At 59.1% G+C, this 16,291-nt stretch carries 13 protein-coding genes; 12 read left to right on the top strand and 1 reads right to left on the bottom strand.

Annotation, left to right across the window (positions count from 1 at the left end):
* The 8 genes from FTE24_RS13845 to FTE24_RS13810 all read left to right on the top strand — a co-directional run bounded on the left by FTE24_RS13845 (nt 1) and on the right by FTE24_RS13810 (nt 9,133).
* Complete coding sequence (locus FTE24_RS13845; protein WP_141446265.1) at nt 1-456, top strand: cell division protein SepF; 456 nt, start codon at nt 1-3, stop codon at nt 454-456.
* Nucleotides 457-466: 10 nt separating this feature from the next.
* Nucleotides 467-757, top strand: coding sequence for a YggT family protein (locus tag FTE24_RS13840; protein ID WP_150230253.1), 291 nt, complete (start codon nt 467-469; stop codon nt 755-757).
* 12 nt (nt 758-769) lie between these two features.
* Complete coding sequence (locus FTE24_RS13835; RefSeq protein WP_141446263.1) at nt 770-1,552, top strand: YlmH family RNA-binding protein; 783 nt, start codon at nt 770-772, stop codon at nt 1,550-1,552.
* A gap of 166 nt (nt 1,553-1,718) precedes the next feature.
* Nucleotides 1,719-2,249 carry a DivIVA domain-containing protein gene (locus FTE24_RS13830; protein ID WP_141446262.1) on the top strand — a complete coding sequence of 177 codons (531 nt, stop codon included), beginning with the start codon at nt 1,719-1,721 and terminating at the stop codon, nt 2,247-2,249.
* Nucleotides 2,250-2,782: 533 nt separating this feature from the next.
* Nucleotides 2,783-5,875, top strand: coding sequence for an isoleucine--tRNA ligase (ileS, locus tag FTE24_RS13825; RefSeq protein ID WP_150230250.1), 3,093 nt, complete (start codon nt 2,783-2,785; stop codon nt 5,873-5,875).
* Between the two features lie 209 nt (nt 5,876-6,084).
* Nucleotides 6,085-6,591, top strand: coding sequence for a signal peptidase II (gene lspA, locus FTE24_RS13820; protein ID WP_141446260.1), 507 nt, complete (start codon nt 6,085-6,087; stop codon nt 6,589-6,591).
* A 2-nt stretch (nt 6,592-6,593) separates the two neighbouring features.
* Nucleotides 6,594-7,565: an RluA family pseudouridine synthase gene (locus FTE24_RS13815; RefSeq protein WP_150230246.1), complete on the top strand. Its 972-nt coding sequence runs from the start codon at nt 6,594-6,596 to the stop codon at nt 7,563-7,565.
* Nucleotides 7,566-7,879: 314 nt separating this feature from the next.
* A complete protein-coding gene (locus tag FTE24_RS13810; protein WP_150230244.1) occupies nt 7,880-9,133 on the top strand; it encodes an LL-diaminopimelate aminotransferase in 1,254 nt (417 codons plus the stop codon).
* 192 nt (nt 9,134-9,325) lie between these two features.
* On the opposite strand, the gene FTE24_RS13805 is transcribed toward FTE24_RS13810, so the two are convergent.
* Nucleotides 9,326-11,323, bottom strand: coding sequence for a methyl-accepting chemotaxis protein (locus tag FTE24_RS13805; protein WP_150230240.1), 1,998 nt, complete (start codon nt 11,321-11,323; stop codon nt 9,326-9,328).
* 556 nt (nt 11,324-11,879) lie between these two features.
* On the opposite strand from FTE24_RS13805, the gene pyrR reads away from it, so the two are divergent.
* From pyrR to carA, 4 genes are all read left to right on the top strand, one after another.
* Nucleotides 11,880-12,437: a bifunctional pyr operon transcriptional regulator/uracil phosphoribosyltransferase PyrR gene (gene pyrR, locus FTE24_RS13800; RefSeq protein WP_141446256.1), complete on the top strand. Its 558-nt coding sequence runs from the start codon at nt 11,880-11,882 to the stop codon at nt 12,435-12,437.
* A complete protein-coding gene (locus tag FTE24_RS13795; protein ID WP_150230238.1) occupies nt 12,434-13,345 on the top strand; it encodes an aspartate carbamoyltransferase catalytic subunit in 912 nt (303 codons plus the stop codon). Before pyrR ends, FTE24_RS13795 begins: the two co-directional genes overlap by 4 nt.
* A 106-nt stretch (nt 13,346-13,451) precedes the next feature.
* Nucleotides 13,452-14,801 (top strand): dihydroorotase, encoded by a 1,350-nt coding sequence (locus tag FTE24_RS13790; protein WP_150230235.1) that lies wholly within the window; start codon nt 13,452-13,454, stop codon nt 14,799-14,801.
* A gap of 357 nt (nt 14,802-15,158) precedes the next feature.
* On the top strand, nt 15,159-16,289 hold the full coding sequence (gene carA, locus FTE24_RS13785) for a glutamine-hydrolyzing carbamoyl-phosphate synthase small subunit (RefSeq protein ID WP_141446253.1): 1,131 nt from the start codon (nt 15,159-15,161) through the stop codon (nt 16,287-16,289).
* Nucleotides 16,290-16,291: the final 2 nt, after the last annotated feature.

Below are 16,291 nucleotides of genomic sequence, written 5' to 3'. Positions count from 1 at the left end.
ATGGGTGTCATGAACCGTTTTATGAATTTTCTCGGCCTGCAGGAAGAAGAAGAGATCGTAGAGCGCGAGAAAGTAGCCGATCCGGACGATCAGCCTTACGACGCGGCTTCCAATTACGAGACACGCAAAAACGCGAAAGCGAACAATGTGGTCAGCATTCATGCGCAGAAAAGCGTCAAAGTGATTCTGGTGGAACCGCGTACGTACGACGACGCCCAACAGATCGCCGACCATCTGCGCGCGCACCGTTCGGTCGTCGTCAATTTGCAGCAGGTTCGCCGCGACCACGCCAAGCGGATCATCGATTTTCTCGGTGGCACCGTGTACGCGATCAACGGCAACATTTCCAAAGTCGGAGGAGACATTTTCCTCTGCACGCCGGATACGGTGGAAGTGGAAGGCACCATCGCGGACCTGATCCGCGAAGATCACGAATTCAATAATCAAATGAGGTGAATATCGTTTAATGGAATTTCTTGCTCTGCTCCATAACGTCATTGTTCCTTGGGCTTTCCAGATCTATTCCTGGATTCTGATCATCTATATCCTGATGTCTTGGGTACCGAACGTGCGCGAGAGCCAGGTCGGCGTCATCCTGGGCAAAATTGCCGAACCTTACCTGGCCATCTTCCGCCGCTTCATCCCGCCGATCGGCGGCATGCTCGACATTTCCCCGATCGTGGCATTCTTCGTTCTTCAATTCGTGCAGCGCGGCGTGCTGTACCTGATCGAACTGCTTGCCAGAGCGATCGGTTAAAGAGGGCCTGACATGAGTAAAAACATGTACGAACATATCCATCCCGACGAACGCGAATTCGTCGACCGCGCTTCCGAATGGCTTGAAGGCGCGGCCCGCTATCACGAGACGAAGCTGACCGATTTTCTCGATCCGCGCCAGCTGCAGATTTTGACGATGCTGGCGAACCGCGAACCGGACGTCGACTTTCGCCTGGACGGGGGCAGCGAGGCTGCCGAACGCCGGCGCGCCGTGATCGCTCCGGATTACCGGGACCTGCAGGAAGAAGACACGAAGCTTGCCGTGCTGTCGATCACTCCGTCGGACACCAAGTTCATGGAGCTCGGGCACGGCGATTATATGGGTTCGGTATTGGGACTCGGCATGAAGCGTTCCAAAGTCGGCGATATCCATCCGCGCGAAGACGGCTGCCATATCGTGGTAGCCGCCGAGATCGCGGATTTTCTTAATCTGGAGCTGCGTCAGGTGCACCGGGTGAACGTGTTCACTGAAGTGCTGCCGATTGCTTCGCTGCTTGCCGCGGAATCGGAGCTTGCGGAACTGGAACTGACGGTCGCTTCGCCGCGGCTTGACGGGATCGCGAGCGACGTATACCGTATGAGCCGGGCGAAGATTCTCGCTCCGATCAAGGCGGGGCGCTGCCGGGTGAACTGGAAAGTGGAAGAAGATCCTTCCAAAATGCTGCGCGAAGGAGACACCGTCTCCCTGCAGGGCTTCGGGCGCTTTCGGGTGCTGGAAGTCGGCGATTTGACCAAAAAAGGCCGGTATCGGGTCCGGATCGGCAAGTTTGTATAGAATTTGTGGAGAAGGCGTATCGTTTCATGCAGGAATTCGCGTGCGAACGTCGAAATTCCGATAAAGCAAAGGGGCCGCAGTCGGGCGGCCCGATTCACAAACCGGATACGGCCGGCCGTTCGCCGAGGGGTTGGCAGCGTGCTCAATACACTTGGAGGTGCACATCATGGCATTAACACCGCTGGATATACATAACAAAGAATTCAGCCGGCGTCTTCGCGGATACGATGAAGATGAAGTCAACGAGTTTTTGGATCAGGTGATCAAAGACTACGAGAGCGTCATTCGCGAAAATAAAGATCTTCTGCACCGCATGACGTCGATGGAAGAGCGTCTCAACCATTTCATGAACCTGGAAGACACGCTGAGCAAGACGATCATCGTGGCGCAGGAAGCGGCGGACGAAGTACGCGGCAACGCGAAGAAGGAAGCCCAGCTGATCGTGAAGGAAGCGGAGAAAAACGCCGATCGCATCATCAACGAATCTTTGGTCAAATCGCGCAAAGTCGCCGTGGAGATGGAAGAGCTCAAGAAGCAGGCGTCCATCTACCGCACCCGTTTCCGGACGCTGATCGAAGCGCAGCTCGAACTGCTCGCCCAGGACGGCTGGGACGCGCTGGATCGCCAGAGCCGCGAACTCGATCGCGAGATGGAGCAGGCCCAGGCCGAACGCCGCCGCGCGAGCGAATCGTACTAGGCGGACCGCGCTTAGGTCCGCTGCGGCGGTCGGTGTCAGCTATTGACAACCGCCGCGGATAGCGCTATAAATAAAGAACGCCGCTGCGGCGTTTCGGACGATAAGTCCGGATGAGATCCATAACATGAACCAAATTCCACGATGGGAACAGTAAGCGATGCCGTTCGTTCTCCAGAGAGCCGGGCCTTCAAGAGCTGCAAGCCGGCGTACGAAGCATTGACCGAAGATCGTCCCGGAGAAGTACGCCCGAATCCTTTTGCGACATTCATGCAGGAGAGAGTAGGCCGTACCGGATGCCGACCGTTACAGCGGCCCCGCGTTATTGGACGCGGAAGACAAGGTGTCGCTCTGCTGCGCGATGCCCGAAAAGCGGCGTTCTCCGGCGTTTTTCGGACAGACTGTGCAGGCAGGCGAAACAAGGGTGGTAACGCGAGCAGGTCTCGTCCCTTTACGGGGGCGGGGCTTTTTTTGTTTTCGGATCGCTGATTTTTGTTTACGAGCATTTATTCCCCATACAAAAGGAGCCGACAGACATGCAAAGAGTCGATGTCAGAGAAAAAGCGCGCGCGCGCGACCTGCGGGTATTGAACCGTTGGAATGAAGAGAATACGTTCAAGCAGTCGATCGAGAACCGCGAAGGCAAGCCGAACTTCGTCTTCTACGAAGGACCGCCGACCGCAAACGGAGTGCCGCATATCGGACACGTGCTGGGACGCGTCATCAAGGACTTCGTCGGCCGCTACCAGACGATGAAAGGCTTCCACGTCGTTCGCAAAGCGGGCTGGGATACGCACGGCCTGCCGGTCGAGCTGGGCGTGGAGAAACAGCTCGGCATCTCCGGCAAGCACGATATCGAAGAGTACGGCGTCGAGAAGTTTATCAAAAAGTGCAAAGAGAGCGTGTTTACGTACGAGAAGCAGTGGCGCGAGCTGACCGAAGCGATCGGCTACTGGACGGATCTCGACAACCCGTACATCACGCTGGACAACAAATATATCGAAAGCGTCTGGAACCTGCTCGGCACGATCCACGACAAAGGGCTGTTGTACCGCGGACACCGCGTCAGCCCGTACTGTCCTTCGTGCCAGACGACGCTGAGCTCGCACGAAGTGGCGCAGGGCTACGAAGACGTCAAAGACCTGAGCGCGACCGCCAAGTTCAAGCTTGAGAGCGGCGAGTACGTGCTGGCCTGGACGACGACGCCGTGGACGCTGCCTTCGAACATCGCGCTGGCCGTCAATCCGGCGATGACGTACGTCAAAGTACAGCAGGAAGGCGAAGTGCTGATCCTGGCGAAAAACTTGACGGGCAGCGTGCTCAAAGGCGAGTTCGAGACGCTGGGCGAACTGCCGGGCTCTGAACTGGTCGGCTTGAGCTACGACGCGCCGTTCCATTACTTCACGCCGGAAAAAGGGCATCTGATCCTCGGCGCGGACTTCGTCACGGACGCGAGCGGTACGGGCGTCGTGCATCTGGCGCCGGCGCACGGCGAAGACGATTACCGCGTCTGCCGCGAGAACGGGATCAGCTTTATCAACCTGGTCGATTCGCAGGGCCGCTTCGTCGACGAAGTGACCGATTTTGCCGGACGTTTCGTCAAAGACGGCGAGACCGATATCGAGATCGTCAAAGCGCTGTCGGAAAAAGGACGTCTCTACAGCAAAGAAAAATACGAGCACAGCTATCCGTTTTGCTGGAGATGCCACACGCCGCTGCTGTATTACGCGACAGACAGCTGGTTTATCCGCACGACGGCCGTCAAAGACAAACTGGTCGAAAACAACAAAGGCGTCAAATGGTATCCGGAACATGTACGCGACGGCCGTTTCGGCAAATTCCTCGATGACCTGATCGATTGGAACATCAGCCGCAACCGCTACTGGGGCACGCCGCTCAACGTCTGGGTGTGCGAAGAGACAGGCAAGGAATACGCGCCGAAGAGCATCGCCGACCTGCGCGAGCGCGCCGTCGATTTCGTGCCGGAAGACATCGAGCTGCACAAGCCTTACGTGGACGCGATCAAGCTGAAGTCCCCGTTCGCCGAAGGCGCGGTCATGACCCGGACGTCCGAAGTGATCGACGTCTGGTTCGACAGCGGTTCGATGCCGTTTGCCCAGCAGCATTATCCGTTCGAAAACGAAGAAGCGTTCAAAGCGCAGTATCCGGCCGATATGATCGTCGAAGGTATCGACCAGACGCGCGGCTGGTTCTACAGCCTGCTCGCGGTCTCGACGATGATCACGGGCGAAGCGCCGTACAAATCCGTTATGGCGACCGGACATATCCTGGACGAGAACGGCCAGAAGATGTCCAAGTCCAAAGGCAACGTCGTCGATCCGTGGGAAGTGCTCGAAGAATACGGCATGGACGCGTTCCGCTGGGTGATGCTGGCCGACAGCGCGCCGTGGAACACGAAGCGCTTTTCCAAAAGCGTCGTCGGCGAAGCCAAGTCCAAAGTCGTCGACACGATCGTCAACACGCACGCGTTCCTGACGCTGTACGCGGACATCGACGGATTCGATCCGGCGGCGCATCCTTTCCAGGTGCCGACCGGACGTCTGGATCGCTGGATTCTGTCGCGCCTGCACAGCCTGGTGGCGGCCGCGAACGAAGCGCTTGAATACAACGACTTCCTGAGCGCCGCCAAAGGCATCGAAGAATTCGTCGACGGCCTGAGCAACTGGTATATCCGCCGTTCGCGCGACCGGTTCTGGGGCAGCGGCCTGACGGACGACAAGCTCGACGCGTACCGCACGCTGACCGAAGTGCTCTCGACGCTCGCGCGCCTGATCGCTCCGTTCATGCCGGTGCTGGCCGAAGACCTGTACGGCAACCTGGGCGGACAGACGAGCGTGCATCTGGCGGATTATCCGACGGCCGACGCTTCGCTGATCAACCCGGAACTGGAACGCGACATGAAGACGTCGCAGCAGATCGTGGAACTGGCCCGCAACGTGCGCAACGAGAACAGCCTCAAGACGCGCCAGCCGCTGTCCGAGCTGATCGTCTCGATGGACCGCGAGTTCGACCTGACCGATTACGCGGAGATCGTCAAGGACGAGATCAACGTGAAGCAGATCCGGATCGAGAGCGGAGACAGCGATTTCGTCGACTACACGCTCAAGCTGAACCTCAAAGTGGCGGGCAAAAAGTACGGCAAAAACGTCGGCTTCCTGCAAAACCACTTCAAAGGCATGACGGCGCAGGAGACGCGCACGGTCGTGGACAACGGACACTTTAATATCGCGTCGCCGGAAGGCGAAGAACTTCAAGTGACGGGCGAAGAGCTGCTGATCGAGAAAAAAGCGAAAGAAGGATTCGCGTCCGCGTCCGGCTACGGCCTGACGGTGGCGCTCAACACCGACGTGACGCCGGAACTCGAACAGGAAGGCTGGGTCCGCGAGATCGTCCGGGCCGTGCAGGATACGCGCAAAAAGCTCGACCTCAAAGTCGAGCAGCGCGTCGACCTGACGCTCGACGTCGACGCCGAACTGCAGGCTGCGCTTGAAGCGTTCGATTCCGTCCTGCGCGAGAACGTGCTCGTGGACGGCGTATCGTTCGGTTCGGAAGACGGCATGGAGAGAATGACGCTCGGCAGCAAGGAAGTCGGCATCAAGATTCGCTAGAATTCAGGGCGAAGCACAAGCAACACCGCTGCTGGAGCCCCGCGGAGATCGTCCCTGCGGACGGTCGGCCGCGGGGCCTTGTGTTGCCCGGCGGCATCCGGTCGGCACGATAGACGCTATCTTTGGCGCTGTGCTACAATAGACGGGCCGGAAAGGAAGCTTGCATCGTCCGCCGGTCCCAACTTGAAGGTATGAGGTGACGGATTAACGTGATTTATTATGTGATCGCGCTTGTAGCTTTTCTGATTGACCAGGGGACCAAATACCTGGTCGCTACGCGCATGGAGATTCGAGATCAAATTCCGATCATCGGCGACTTCTTCATTTTGACTTCGCACCGGAACAAAGGCGCGGCTTTTGGCATTTTGCAGGAGCAGCAGTGGTTCTTCATCATTGTGACGCTCGTCGTCGTCGCCGGGATCATCTGGTATCTGCAGCGCGTCAAAAACGCCAGAGGTTCGGCCCGCCTGCTGCCGATCGCGCTCAGCCTCGTGCTCGGCGGAGCGCTGGGCAACTTCCTGGACCGTCTTCGGATGGGCGAAGTCGTCGACTTTTTCCTGTTCAACTTCGGCAGTTACAGCTTCCCGATCTTCAACGTTGCGGATGCCTGCATCGTGGTCGGCGTCGCCCTGATCATCATCGATACGCTGCTTGACGCCAAACGCCCGAACGAACCGCAGTCTACGGACAAGCTTGAGCAACGCACGGAGGAATAGACATGGATAAGCATCAATCTGCCGATCCCGGCGCTTTGCCGGAAGAGATCGCAGTCGAAGAAGAAAGTATGCAGTGGAACGTGTCTGCCGAATTCAACAAGCAGCGCGTCGATAAATACGTAACCGAAGCAATGGGCGACGAAGTGTCCCGCTCCCAGATCCAGCTCTGGATCGACCAGGGGCACGTCACCGTCAACGGCAAGACCGTCAAAGCCAATTACAAACTGTCCCCGAACGAGACGGTGGACGTTCGCGTGCCCGCGCCGGAATCGGTCGACATCGTGCCGGAGAACATCCCGCTCGACGTCGTGTACGAAGACTCCGACGTTATCGTGGTGAACAAGCCGCGCGGCATGGTCGTGCACCCGGCCGTCGGCCATTCGTCCGGCACGCTCGTTAATGCCCTGATGTTCCATTGCAAAGACCTCTCGGGCATCAACGGCGAAGTGCGTCCCGGCATCGTGCATCGCATCGACAAAGACACGAGCGGCCTCCTAATGGCTGCCAAGAACGACAAAGCGCACGCCTCGCTGGCCGAACAGCTCAAAGAGCACTCCGTCAGCCGCATCTATACCGCTTTGGCGCACGGCAACATCGCGCATAACCACGGCACCGTGGACGCCAATCTGGGCCGCGACCCGCACGACCGCAAAATGTTCACCGTCGTCCAGAGCGGCGGCAAGCACGCGATCACGCATTTTAACGTGTCCGAACGGTTTGGCGACTACACGCTGCTCGAACTGAAGCTTGAGACCGGCCGTACGCACCAGATCCGCGCGCATATGAAGTTCATCGGCCACCCTCTCGTAGGCGACCCGATGTACGGCCGCACCGGCGGACTGAAGCTGCAGGGCCAGGCGCTGCACGCCGCCTCGCTCGGTTTCACGCATCCGACGACGGGCGAACGGCTGGAGTTCTCCGCGCCGATCCCCGCCGATCTGGAAGAGCTGCTGACCCATCTCCGCAGCCGCTAAGCGCTGCTCTTGCGCTCTTGGCGAGCCGCGAAGCGGAGCCCATCTTGTACTGTTCGCCTCCCGGTGAGGCGAACCCAAGGGCAAGGACCGCCCATGCTTGCCCTGCTTGAAGAGGGCAAGCCTTTTTTCGCCTTCCCGTCCCGCCGCGAGCCGGTTGGGGCGGACGGCAGCCGCGATCCGCAGGCCCTTCCACCCCGAAGCGTCTCCAACCGTCGCAAAAACACCAATTTTCCGCCACATAATCCATGTTCTCCGCCGCGAATCTGCGGCATGATGGAACATAGAACAATCTGTCCAAGGAGCTGAACTTAACCATGAGTATCGAGAACTATCAGAACACGTTCGTCCAGCAGGTATTTGCCGACCGGATCGGCGGAGCCAACTACGGCAAGGACACCAATATTTATAAATTCGAGAAGATCAAGCGCGCCAAAGCGGCCGCGCGCCAGGCGTTCCCCGATGTCGAACTGATCGACATGGGCGTCGGCGAGCCGGACGAGATGGCCGATGCGGGCATCGTGGCCAAGCTGGCCGAAGAAGCGGCCAAGCCGGAGAACCGCGGTTACGCCGATAACGGCATTCCGGAATTCAAAGCGGCCGCCGCGCAGTACCTGGCCGACGTGTTCAAGGTCGAAGGCATCGATCCGAACACCGAAATCGTGCACTCGATCGGCTCCAAGCCGGCGCTTGCGATGCTGCCGTCCGTATTTATCAATCCGGGCGACGTGGCGATTCTGACCGTACCGGGCTATCCGGTGCTCGGCACGCACACGAAATACGTGGGCGGCGAAGTGTACAACGTGCAGCTGACCCAGGAGAATAACTTCCTGCCGAATCTCGACGAGATTCCGTCCGATATCGCGAAGCGCGCCAAGCTGCTGTACCTCAACTACCCGAACAACCCGACCGGCGCAAGCGCCACGGTCGAGTTCTTCACGAAGGTAGTCGAGTGGGCCAAAGCGAACGAAGTCATCGTCGTGCATGACGCCCCTTACGCGGCATTGACTTACGACGGCCTCAAGCCGCTCAGCTTCCTGAGCGTACCGGGCGCCAAAGACGTGGGCATCGAACTGCATTCCCTGTCCAAGTCGTACAACATGACCGGCTGGAGAATCGGCTTCGTCGCCGGCAATCCGCTGATCGTCAAAGCGTTCAGCGACGTGAAGGACAACAACGATTCCGGCCAATTCATCGCGATCCAGAAAGCGGCCGCGTACGGCCTGGCCAATCCGTCGATCACCGAAGGCATCGCGGAGAAATATTCGCGCCGCCACGATATGCTGGTCGGAGCGTTGAACGAACTGGGCTTTACCGCCACGAAGCCAAAAGGCTCGTTCTTCCTGTACGTGCAGGCACCCAAAGGAATCAAAGGCGGCGAAACGTTCGGCAGCGGCGAAGCGTTCTCGCAGTTCCTGATTCGTGAAAAATTGATCTCCACCGTGCCGTGGGACGATGCGGGTTCGTTCGTACGCTTCTCCGTCACGTTCGAAGCGAAAGGTCTCGACGAAGAGAAACGCGTCATCGAAGAGATCAAGCGCCGCCTGAGCGACGTGGAATTCGAATTTTAATCGGCTGCAGCCGTTCGATTTCGATACGTTCAACGGTTGACCCAAGCCAAGTCCGAACAAGTAAAAAGCCGATTCCCGGATCATCCGGGAATCGGCTTTTTTGTGTTTTGATTTGCGTTTCGATTTTGAATTTCGATTTGCGTTTCGATTTTGCGTTCGATTTGCGGATTCGCAAAAGGAAGGAGGCACGGTTCAATCGATCTTGAACCGTTCGACTTCGCCCTGCAGCTGCTCGGCGAGCAGCGCCAGCGAAGACGACGACTGCCCGATCTGCTCCATCGAAGCGAGCTGTTCTTCGGCGGCGGCGGCGATCTCGTGGGTGCCGGCCTGGTTCGCCTGTGCGGCCTGCGCGATCGCGCCTACCGCCTGGGCGACTTCCTGGGCATGCCCGGCAATCTCGCCGACCTGCGTGTTCATGCCGCTGAGGTCGTCGGACACTTCTTCCGACGCAGTCTTGAGCCGGCGCAGATTGTCCGAGGTCTGCTCGGCCGTCTCCAGACCGCCCGTGACGGAGTGGCGGATCTTGACGAACGTCTCCAGCGAAGCTTGAATATCGGCCACGATGTCCTGAATGAGCCTTTCGATCGTTTTGGCCGAATCGGCCGACTGCTGAGCGAGCTTCTTGACTTCGCTCGCGACGACCGTGAAGCCGAGCCCGGCTTCACCCGCGCGCGCCGCTTCGATCGAAGCGTTCAGCGCGAGCAGATTCGTCTGCGAAGCGATCTCGTCGATCGTATGCAGGATACCGGTAATCGCCTGCGATTTGGCGGACAGGCCGGAGATCACTTCGCCGCCTTCGCGGACCGACGCGTCGATCTCCCGCATGCGGTCCAGCGTCCGGTCGACCAGCAGGTCGCCTTCTTCGGCCATCTCGGCCGAACTGCGCGAAGCCTGCGCCAGACGTTCCGAACCGGTGCGAAGCTCGGACAGCCATTCGAACACTTCGGCCAGGCGGCGCGAACTGTCGGCGACTTTCTCGCTTTGCCGTTCGCTGCCGGCCGCGAAGCCTTCGATCGACTCCGTGATCTGCCGGGTCGCTTTGCCCGTGTGCTCGGCGCTTGCGCTGAGCTGCTCGGAAGAAGCCGCCACGTCCGAGACCGAGCCGTTGATCGAGCGGACGAGCCCGCCGAGCGAAGCGTTCATGTCCCGGAACGAAGCGGCCAGCCGGCCGATCTCGTCGCCGCTGGAATCGGTGATCGTGCCGGTCAGGTCGCCGGCGCTGATCGCTTCGGCGGCGCGGGCGACTTTTTGCAGGCGGCGCGCGATCGAACGGGTCAGCAGCCAGATGATCGTTCCGCCGACAAGCAGAGACACGGCGAGCACGGTCATAAGCAGGTAGAAGATCGGCCGCGCCGCTTCCTGCACTTCGTTTTCGTAATAGCTGCCGGAGATGATCCAGCCGCTAAGTTCGTTTTTTTCATAAATGAGCACTTTCGGTTCCGATTCGAAAATATAGCTGAACGTGCCGGCGGCCGCGGTTTGTTCGGACAGCCGGACGGAAATATCGTTGCTTTCTCCGGGTTTGTACGTCGGATGCGAAATATACGTGCCGCTTTCCGTCGTGATGAACGCGTAGCCTTCTTTGCCGATCGTCATCGCCTGCGTCGTTTGCAGCAGCGAATCGATCGAGAGATCGATACCGACCACGCCGCTGCCGTCGCTTATGCGCTTGGCGATCGTGATACCCGTTTTGCCGCTTGAAGCCGAGACGTAAGGTTCCGTGACGACCGCCCGATCCGGATTGTCCATCGCAAGGGTGTACCAATCCCGGGTGCGCGGATCGTAATCGGCGGGCAGGTTGACGTAGCTCGAAGCGGAACCGATATAGGCGCCAGCCGCCGAACCGGCGTAAGCCAGGTCGACGTCGCTTTGCGTCAAGTCGTACGTATCGAGCGGCGCGTTCACCGTTCCGGTCTTGAATCCGCCGGACGCGAAAGCGGTCGAGGTCAGCGTGGACGCCAGGTAATCGACCGCGTCGATTCTCGACTGGATATCGCGCGAGACGATCGCATTCATCGTTTTGACGCTCGAAGTCGAATTGGTCGTCAGCTCTCGGCTGAGCGCGGTTACGGCCGAGCGGTAAGACAAGGCGGCCGACACGAACAGCGAGACGACCAGGATAGAGATGAAGAAGATTAACAGTTTGCTGCCCAAAGATAAAGAAAAACGTTTGCTTTTTAACAAGTTCATTCAGTAATCGCTCCCTAGTTGCGTTCTAACCTATAATATCGGTAATCCAATCCAGAAATTCCAGCAACCGTTTTCGAAAAAAGCCCGGGAGAAGTTTAACAAAAACCTGTTGCATAAATACAACATTTAAATGTATAATTATAAACAAGAAAACAAACGGTTTACGAGCTTGCGCATGCCGCATGAATCGAAGACGCACTCAAGCGGAGCCGCGTCACGCCGGTCATGCGGCACAGATGAGGCCAAAGCGAAGGCGGGTGGTTGACAGGAGCAAGCGCTTCTGTCATAATTCATTGCAACAGAGGCGCTGCGGCGCCCAATGAATAGCACCTTTAATTCAGTCCCGTGAGACTGGCAAGGTAACGTGAACGACGATTCACCAGGTATGCATCCGCCGAGAGCGGGTACATTTTTGGCGCGCTTCGTCGCATCAATGTGTCGATTTCGACCCCTTGCCCATTCGGGCGAGGGGTCTTTTTGCGCACAACGGCAAAAGAACCGACGTTCACGGGGCCGAGAGGTGACACCAACCTTTTGCCTAAGGAGGCGCACGCTCATGAACGAAACGCATGTCATTATGGATGAAGCCGCTATTCGCCGGGCATTGACCCGGATCGCCCACGAAATTCTGGAAAAGAACAAAGGGATCGAAGGCTGCGTGCTTGTCGGCATCAAGACGCGCGGCGTACCGCTGGCCAAGCGGATCGCCAAACGCATCTTCGAAATCGAGGGAACGCCGGTCGCCTGCGGAGAGATCGACATCAGCTCGTACCGCGACGACCGCGATTCGAGAGAGCCGAACATCAACTGCCAGGAACTGTTCGGAGACGCGGACGTGTCGATCGAGAACAAAAAAGTAATTTTGTTCGACGACGTGCTCTACACGGGCCGCACGATCCGCGCCGCCATGGACGCCCTGATGGACTGCGGACGGCCGCAGATGATCCAGCTCGCCGTGCTCGCCGACCGCGGACACCGCGAACTGCCGATCCGCGCCGACTACGTGGGCAAGAACGTACCGACCTCGCGGACGGAAGAGATCGAAGTGTTCCTGAGCGAAATCGACGGAGCCGAAGAAGTGCGTATCGGCAGCCGCCGGGAGGTGCTCGCATGATCGCCTACCATCCTTCGCTCCGCGATCGCCAGCTGCTCGGCCTCAAAGACATGGGAGCCGCCGAGCTGGAATCGATCCTCAAACGAGCCGCTTACTGGGAAGCACATGAAGAAAAGCGCATTCCGGTGCTGGAGCACCGTTTTATCGCCAATATGTTTTTCGAGAACAGCACGCGCACCCGCTTCTCGTTCGAAATGGCGCAAAAAAGACTCGGCGCGCAGGTATTGAACTTTGCGGCAGCCGCTTCGAGCGTCGAAAAAGGCGAGTCGGTCTACGACACGGTCCGCACGCTTGAAAGCATGGGTATCGACGCCGGCGTCATCCGGCTGAAGCCGATCGGCGTGCTCGAAGAACTCGCCAAGCACGTCAAGGTGCCGCTGATCAATGCCGGCGACGGCAACAACGAACATCCGACGCAGGCGCTGCTCGATCTGTACACGATGAAGAAACAGTTCGGCGAGATTCGCGGCCTGACCGTCTCGATCGTCGGCGACATCAAGCACAGCCGCGTGGCCCGCTCGAATCTGTGGGCGCTCAAGGCGCTCGGCGCGAACGTGAAGTTCTGCGCCCCCGGCAGTATGCAGGCCCCCGAGCTTGAAGCCCATGCGCCTTATGTGACGATGGACGAAGCGCTGGACGCGGACGTCGTCATGATGCTGCGGGTGCAGCTGGAGCGGCATGCCGAAGGCGTGCTGAAGTCGGCTGACGAGTACCGCGCCCAGTACGGCTTGACGACGCAGCGCGCCGCCAAGATGAAGCCGCACGCGATCATCATGCATCCGGCTCCCGTGAACCGCGACGTCGAGATCGACAGCGAACTGGTGGAAGCGCCGAACTCGCGGATTTTCCCGCAGATGCAAAACGGCGTGCCGATCCGCATGGCGGTCGTCGAACGGGCGCTGCGCTAAGCGGACCCCGGCAGAGCGGCACACGGATAGCGGATAGACGGCGGACAACGGACGGACAAGGCGGACGGAAACGAAAAGCGAGAACGGAACCGGAGGGATTTGGACCATGATGAATTATTCGAACGTGGACGTATGGATTCAAAATGCAAGCGTGCTGAGCGAAGACGGGCAGCTGCAGCGGAGCGATATTCTGATTCAGGACGGCAAAGTGCTGGCCATTCTGTCTTCCGGCTGGTACCAATCGGCGGACGACCGGATGATCGAGAACGAGAACGAAGCGATGCTCGTGTACGACGCCCAGGGCAAGCTTGTGACGCCGGGCTTGATCGATATGCACGTGCATCTGCGCGAACCGGGCTTCGAGCACAAAGAAACGATCGAGAGCGGCGCGCGTTCCGCGGCGCAGGGCGGATTCACGACGATCGCCTGCATGCCGAACACCAAGCCGGTCACCGACAATCCGGAGACGGTCAAGCTGGTACTGGACAAAGCCAAAGAAGCGAATCTGGTCAACGTGCTGCCGTACGCGGCGATTACCAAAAACGAATTGGGCCGCGAACTGACAGACTTCGAAGCGTTGAAAGAGGCGGGCGCGATCGGCTTTACCGACGACGGCGTAGGCGTGCAGAACGCGCAGATGATGAAAGACGCCATGACCAAAGCCGCCGCGCTCGGCATGCCGGTCATCGCCCACTGCGAAGACGACTCGCTGGTCGAAGGTCTGTACGTGTCCGAAGGCGAATTTGCGAAAAAACACGGCATCAAAGGCATTCCGAACGAATCCGAAGCGATTCATGTCGGACGGGACGTGCTGCTGGCCGAAGCGACAGGCGTGCATTACCATGTGTGCCACGTCAGCACCGAACAGTCGATCCGCCTGATCCGCCTCGCCAAATCGATCGGCGTGAACGTGACCGCCGAAGTGTGCCCGCACCATCTGGTGCTGTCCGACGAAGACATTCCGGGCATGGACGCCAACTGGAAAATGAACCCGCCGCTGCGCACGCCTCGCGATGTCGCGGCCTGCATCGAAGCGCTTGAAGACGGCACGATCGATATCCTCGTGACCGACCATGCGCCGCACAGCGCGGAAGAGAAAGCCAAAGGCATGCTGCTCGCGCCGTTCGGCATCGTCGGCTTCGAGACGGCCTTCCCGCTGCTGTACACCGAATTCGTCCAAAAAGGACGCTGGACGCTGGACTTCCTCGTCCGCCGCCTGACCCAGGACCCGGCCCGCGTGTTCGGCCTGAACGCCGGCAAGCTGCAGGTTGGCGCCACCGCCGATCTCGCCGTCATCGACCTCGAACTCGAAAAGATCGTCGATCCCGACCAGTTCGCGACCAAAGGCCGCAACACGCCTTTCACCGGCCGCGCGCTGTCCGGTTGGCCCGTCATGACCCTGGTCGCCGGCCGCCCCGTCTTCGGCGCCGAATTGACCCAGAGCGTGAACAGCTGACCCGCGCGAGCCGTCCAGAAGCCATAGCTTCGGTGACGCTCCCGACCCTGACCGCTTTTCCCGAGCCGTCCAGAAGCTATAGCTTCGGTGACGCTCCCGATCTTGATTCCCTTGATCTTAAGCTTTGAGTCTTTGACCTTACCGTACCGCCTACATCCAAAGGGAGCGGAGGGCTGAAGAGGAGATTGAGAAGCGCAGCGTTCGCATTTGAAATCCGCTTTTCTACCGACAGCTGCTTTAAGTCCAATCGGAAGAAAAACGGATTTCAACGGCGATCGAAAGCCCTCTTCAGCCCGCAGCGTCTCCCAACCACCCCCCTATCTATTATTTTCCAAAAACCGAGGAGGATACACACCCATGCAGGCAAAACTTCTGCTCGAAGACGGCACGCTCTTCACCGGCCGCTCGTTCGGCGCCCAAGGCGACACAACCGGCGAGGTCGTGTTCAATACAGGCATCACCGGATACCAGGAAGTACTGTCCGATCCGTCGTACTGCAACCAGATCGTGACGATGACCTACCCGCTGATCGGCAACTACGGCATTACCCGCGACGACTTCGAATCGGTCCGCCCGTTCGTGAACGGCTTCGTCGTGCGGCGCTACGAGCCGGTGCCGAGCAACTGGCGCGCCGAGTACACGCTCGACGAGCTGCTCAAAGAGCACGGCATCGTCGGCATCAGCGACATTGACACCCGCATGCTGACCCGTATCCTGCGCAACCACGGCACGATGCGCGGCATTTTGACCGCGGGCAGCAAGTCCGTCGAAGAGCTGCAGGAGATGCTGCAATCTTCCGAATTGGTCACAAATCAGGTGCAAAGAACGTCCACGCAGCATGTGTATAACAGCCCCGGCAAAGGCGAGCGGATCGTCGTGATCGACTACGGCGCCAAAAGCGGCATCGTGCGCGAATTGAGCGCCCGCGGCTGCGACATCGTCGTCGTGCCGCAGGACACGACGGCCGAGCAGATTCGCCGCATGAGCCCGGACGGCATCCAGCTGTCCAACGGCCCCGGCGACCCGAAAGACGTGCCGCAGGCGGTCGAGACGATCAAGCAGCTGCTCGGCGAATACCCGATCTTCGGTATCTGCCTCGGGCATCAGCTGCTGGCGCTGGCCGGCGGAGCGGATACCGAGAAGCTGAAGTTCGGCCACCGCGGCGGCAACCACCCGGTGAAGGAACTGGAAAGCGGCCGCTGCTACATCACGTCGCAGAACCACGGCTACACGGTCAAGGAAGAATCGCTGGCCGGCACCGACTTTGAAGTGACGCATATCAACAACAACGACAAGACGATCGAAGGGCTGCGGCATACGAAATTCCCGGCGTTTTCCGTGCAGTACCACCCGGAAGCGGCGCCCGGTCCGTTTGACAACAGCTATCTGTTCGACCGCTTTATCGATACGATCCGCGAATTCAAAAAAAGCAGTCCCAAGCAGCCGCGACAAGCCGCAATGATGGCCGCGATGAGAGGAGCACGTTAATT

The organism is Saccharibacillus sp. WB 17 (assembly GCF_008634075.2).
Lineage (GTDB): Bacteria > Bacillota > Bacilli > Paenibacillales > Paenibacillaceae > Saccharibacillus > Saccharibacillus brassicae.
This window is presented reverse-complemented; position numbering and strand designations above follow the sequence as displayed.

Coding starts and splice junctions, on each gene's coding strand:
- FTE24_RS13810 (WP_150230244.1), top strand. CDS start 7,880: ATGAGTATCGAGAACTATCAGAACACGTTCGTCCAGCAGGTATTTGCC.
- FTE24_RS13840 (WP_150230253.1), top strand. CDS start 467: ATGGAATTTCTTGCTCTGCTCCATAACGTCATTGTTCCTTGGGCTTTC.
- pyrR (WP_141446256.1), top strand. CDS start 11,880: ATGAACGAAACGCATGTCATTATGGATGAAGCCGCTATTCGCCGGGCA.
- FTE24_RS13815 (WP_150230246.1), top strand. CDS start 6,594: ATGGATAAGCATCAATCTGCCGATCCCGGCGCTTTGCCGGAAGAGATC.
- FTE24_RS13835 (WP_141446263.1), top strand. CDS start 770: ATGAGTAAAAACATGTACGAACATATCCATCCCGACGAACGCGAATTC.
- carA (WP_141446253.1), top strand. CDS start 15,159: ATGCAGGCAAAACTTCTGCTCGAAGACGGCACGCTCTTCACCGGCCGC.
- FTE24_RS13830 (WP_141446262.1), top strand. CDS start 1,719: ATGGCATTAACACCGCTGGATATACATAACAAAGAATTCAGCCGGCGT.
- FTE24_RS13790 (WP_150230235.1), top strand. CDS start 13,452: ATGATGAATTATTCGAACGTGGACGTATGGATTCAAAATGCAAGCGTG.
- FTE24_RS13845 (WP_141446265.1), top strand. CDS start 1: ATGGGTGTCATGAACCGTTTTATGAATTTTCTCGGCCTGCAGGAAGAA.
- FTE24_RS13805 (WP_150230240.1), bottom strand. CDS start 11,323: ATGAACTTGTTAAAAAGCAAACGTTTTTCTTTATCTTTGGGCAGCAAA.
- FTE24_RS13795 (WP_150230238.1), top strand. CDS start 12,434: ATGATCGCCTACCATCCTTCGCTCCGCGATCGCCAGCTGCTCGGCCTC.
- ileS (WP_150230250.1), top strand. CDS start 2,783: ATGCAAAGAGTCGATGTCAGAGAAAAAGCGCGCGCGCGCGACCTGCGG.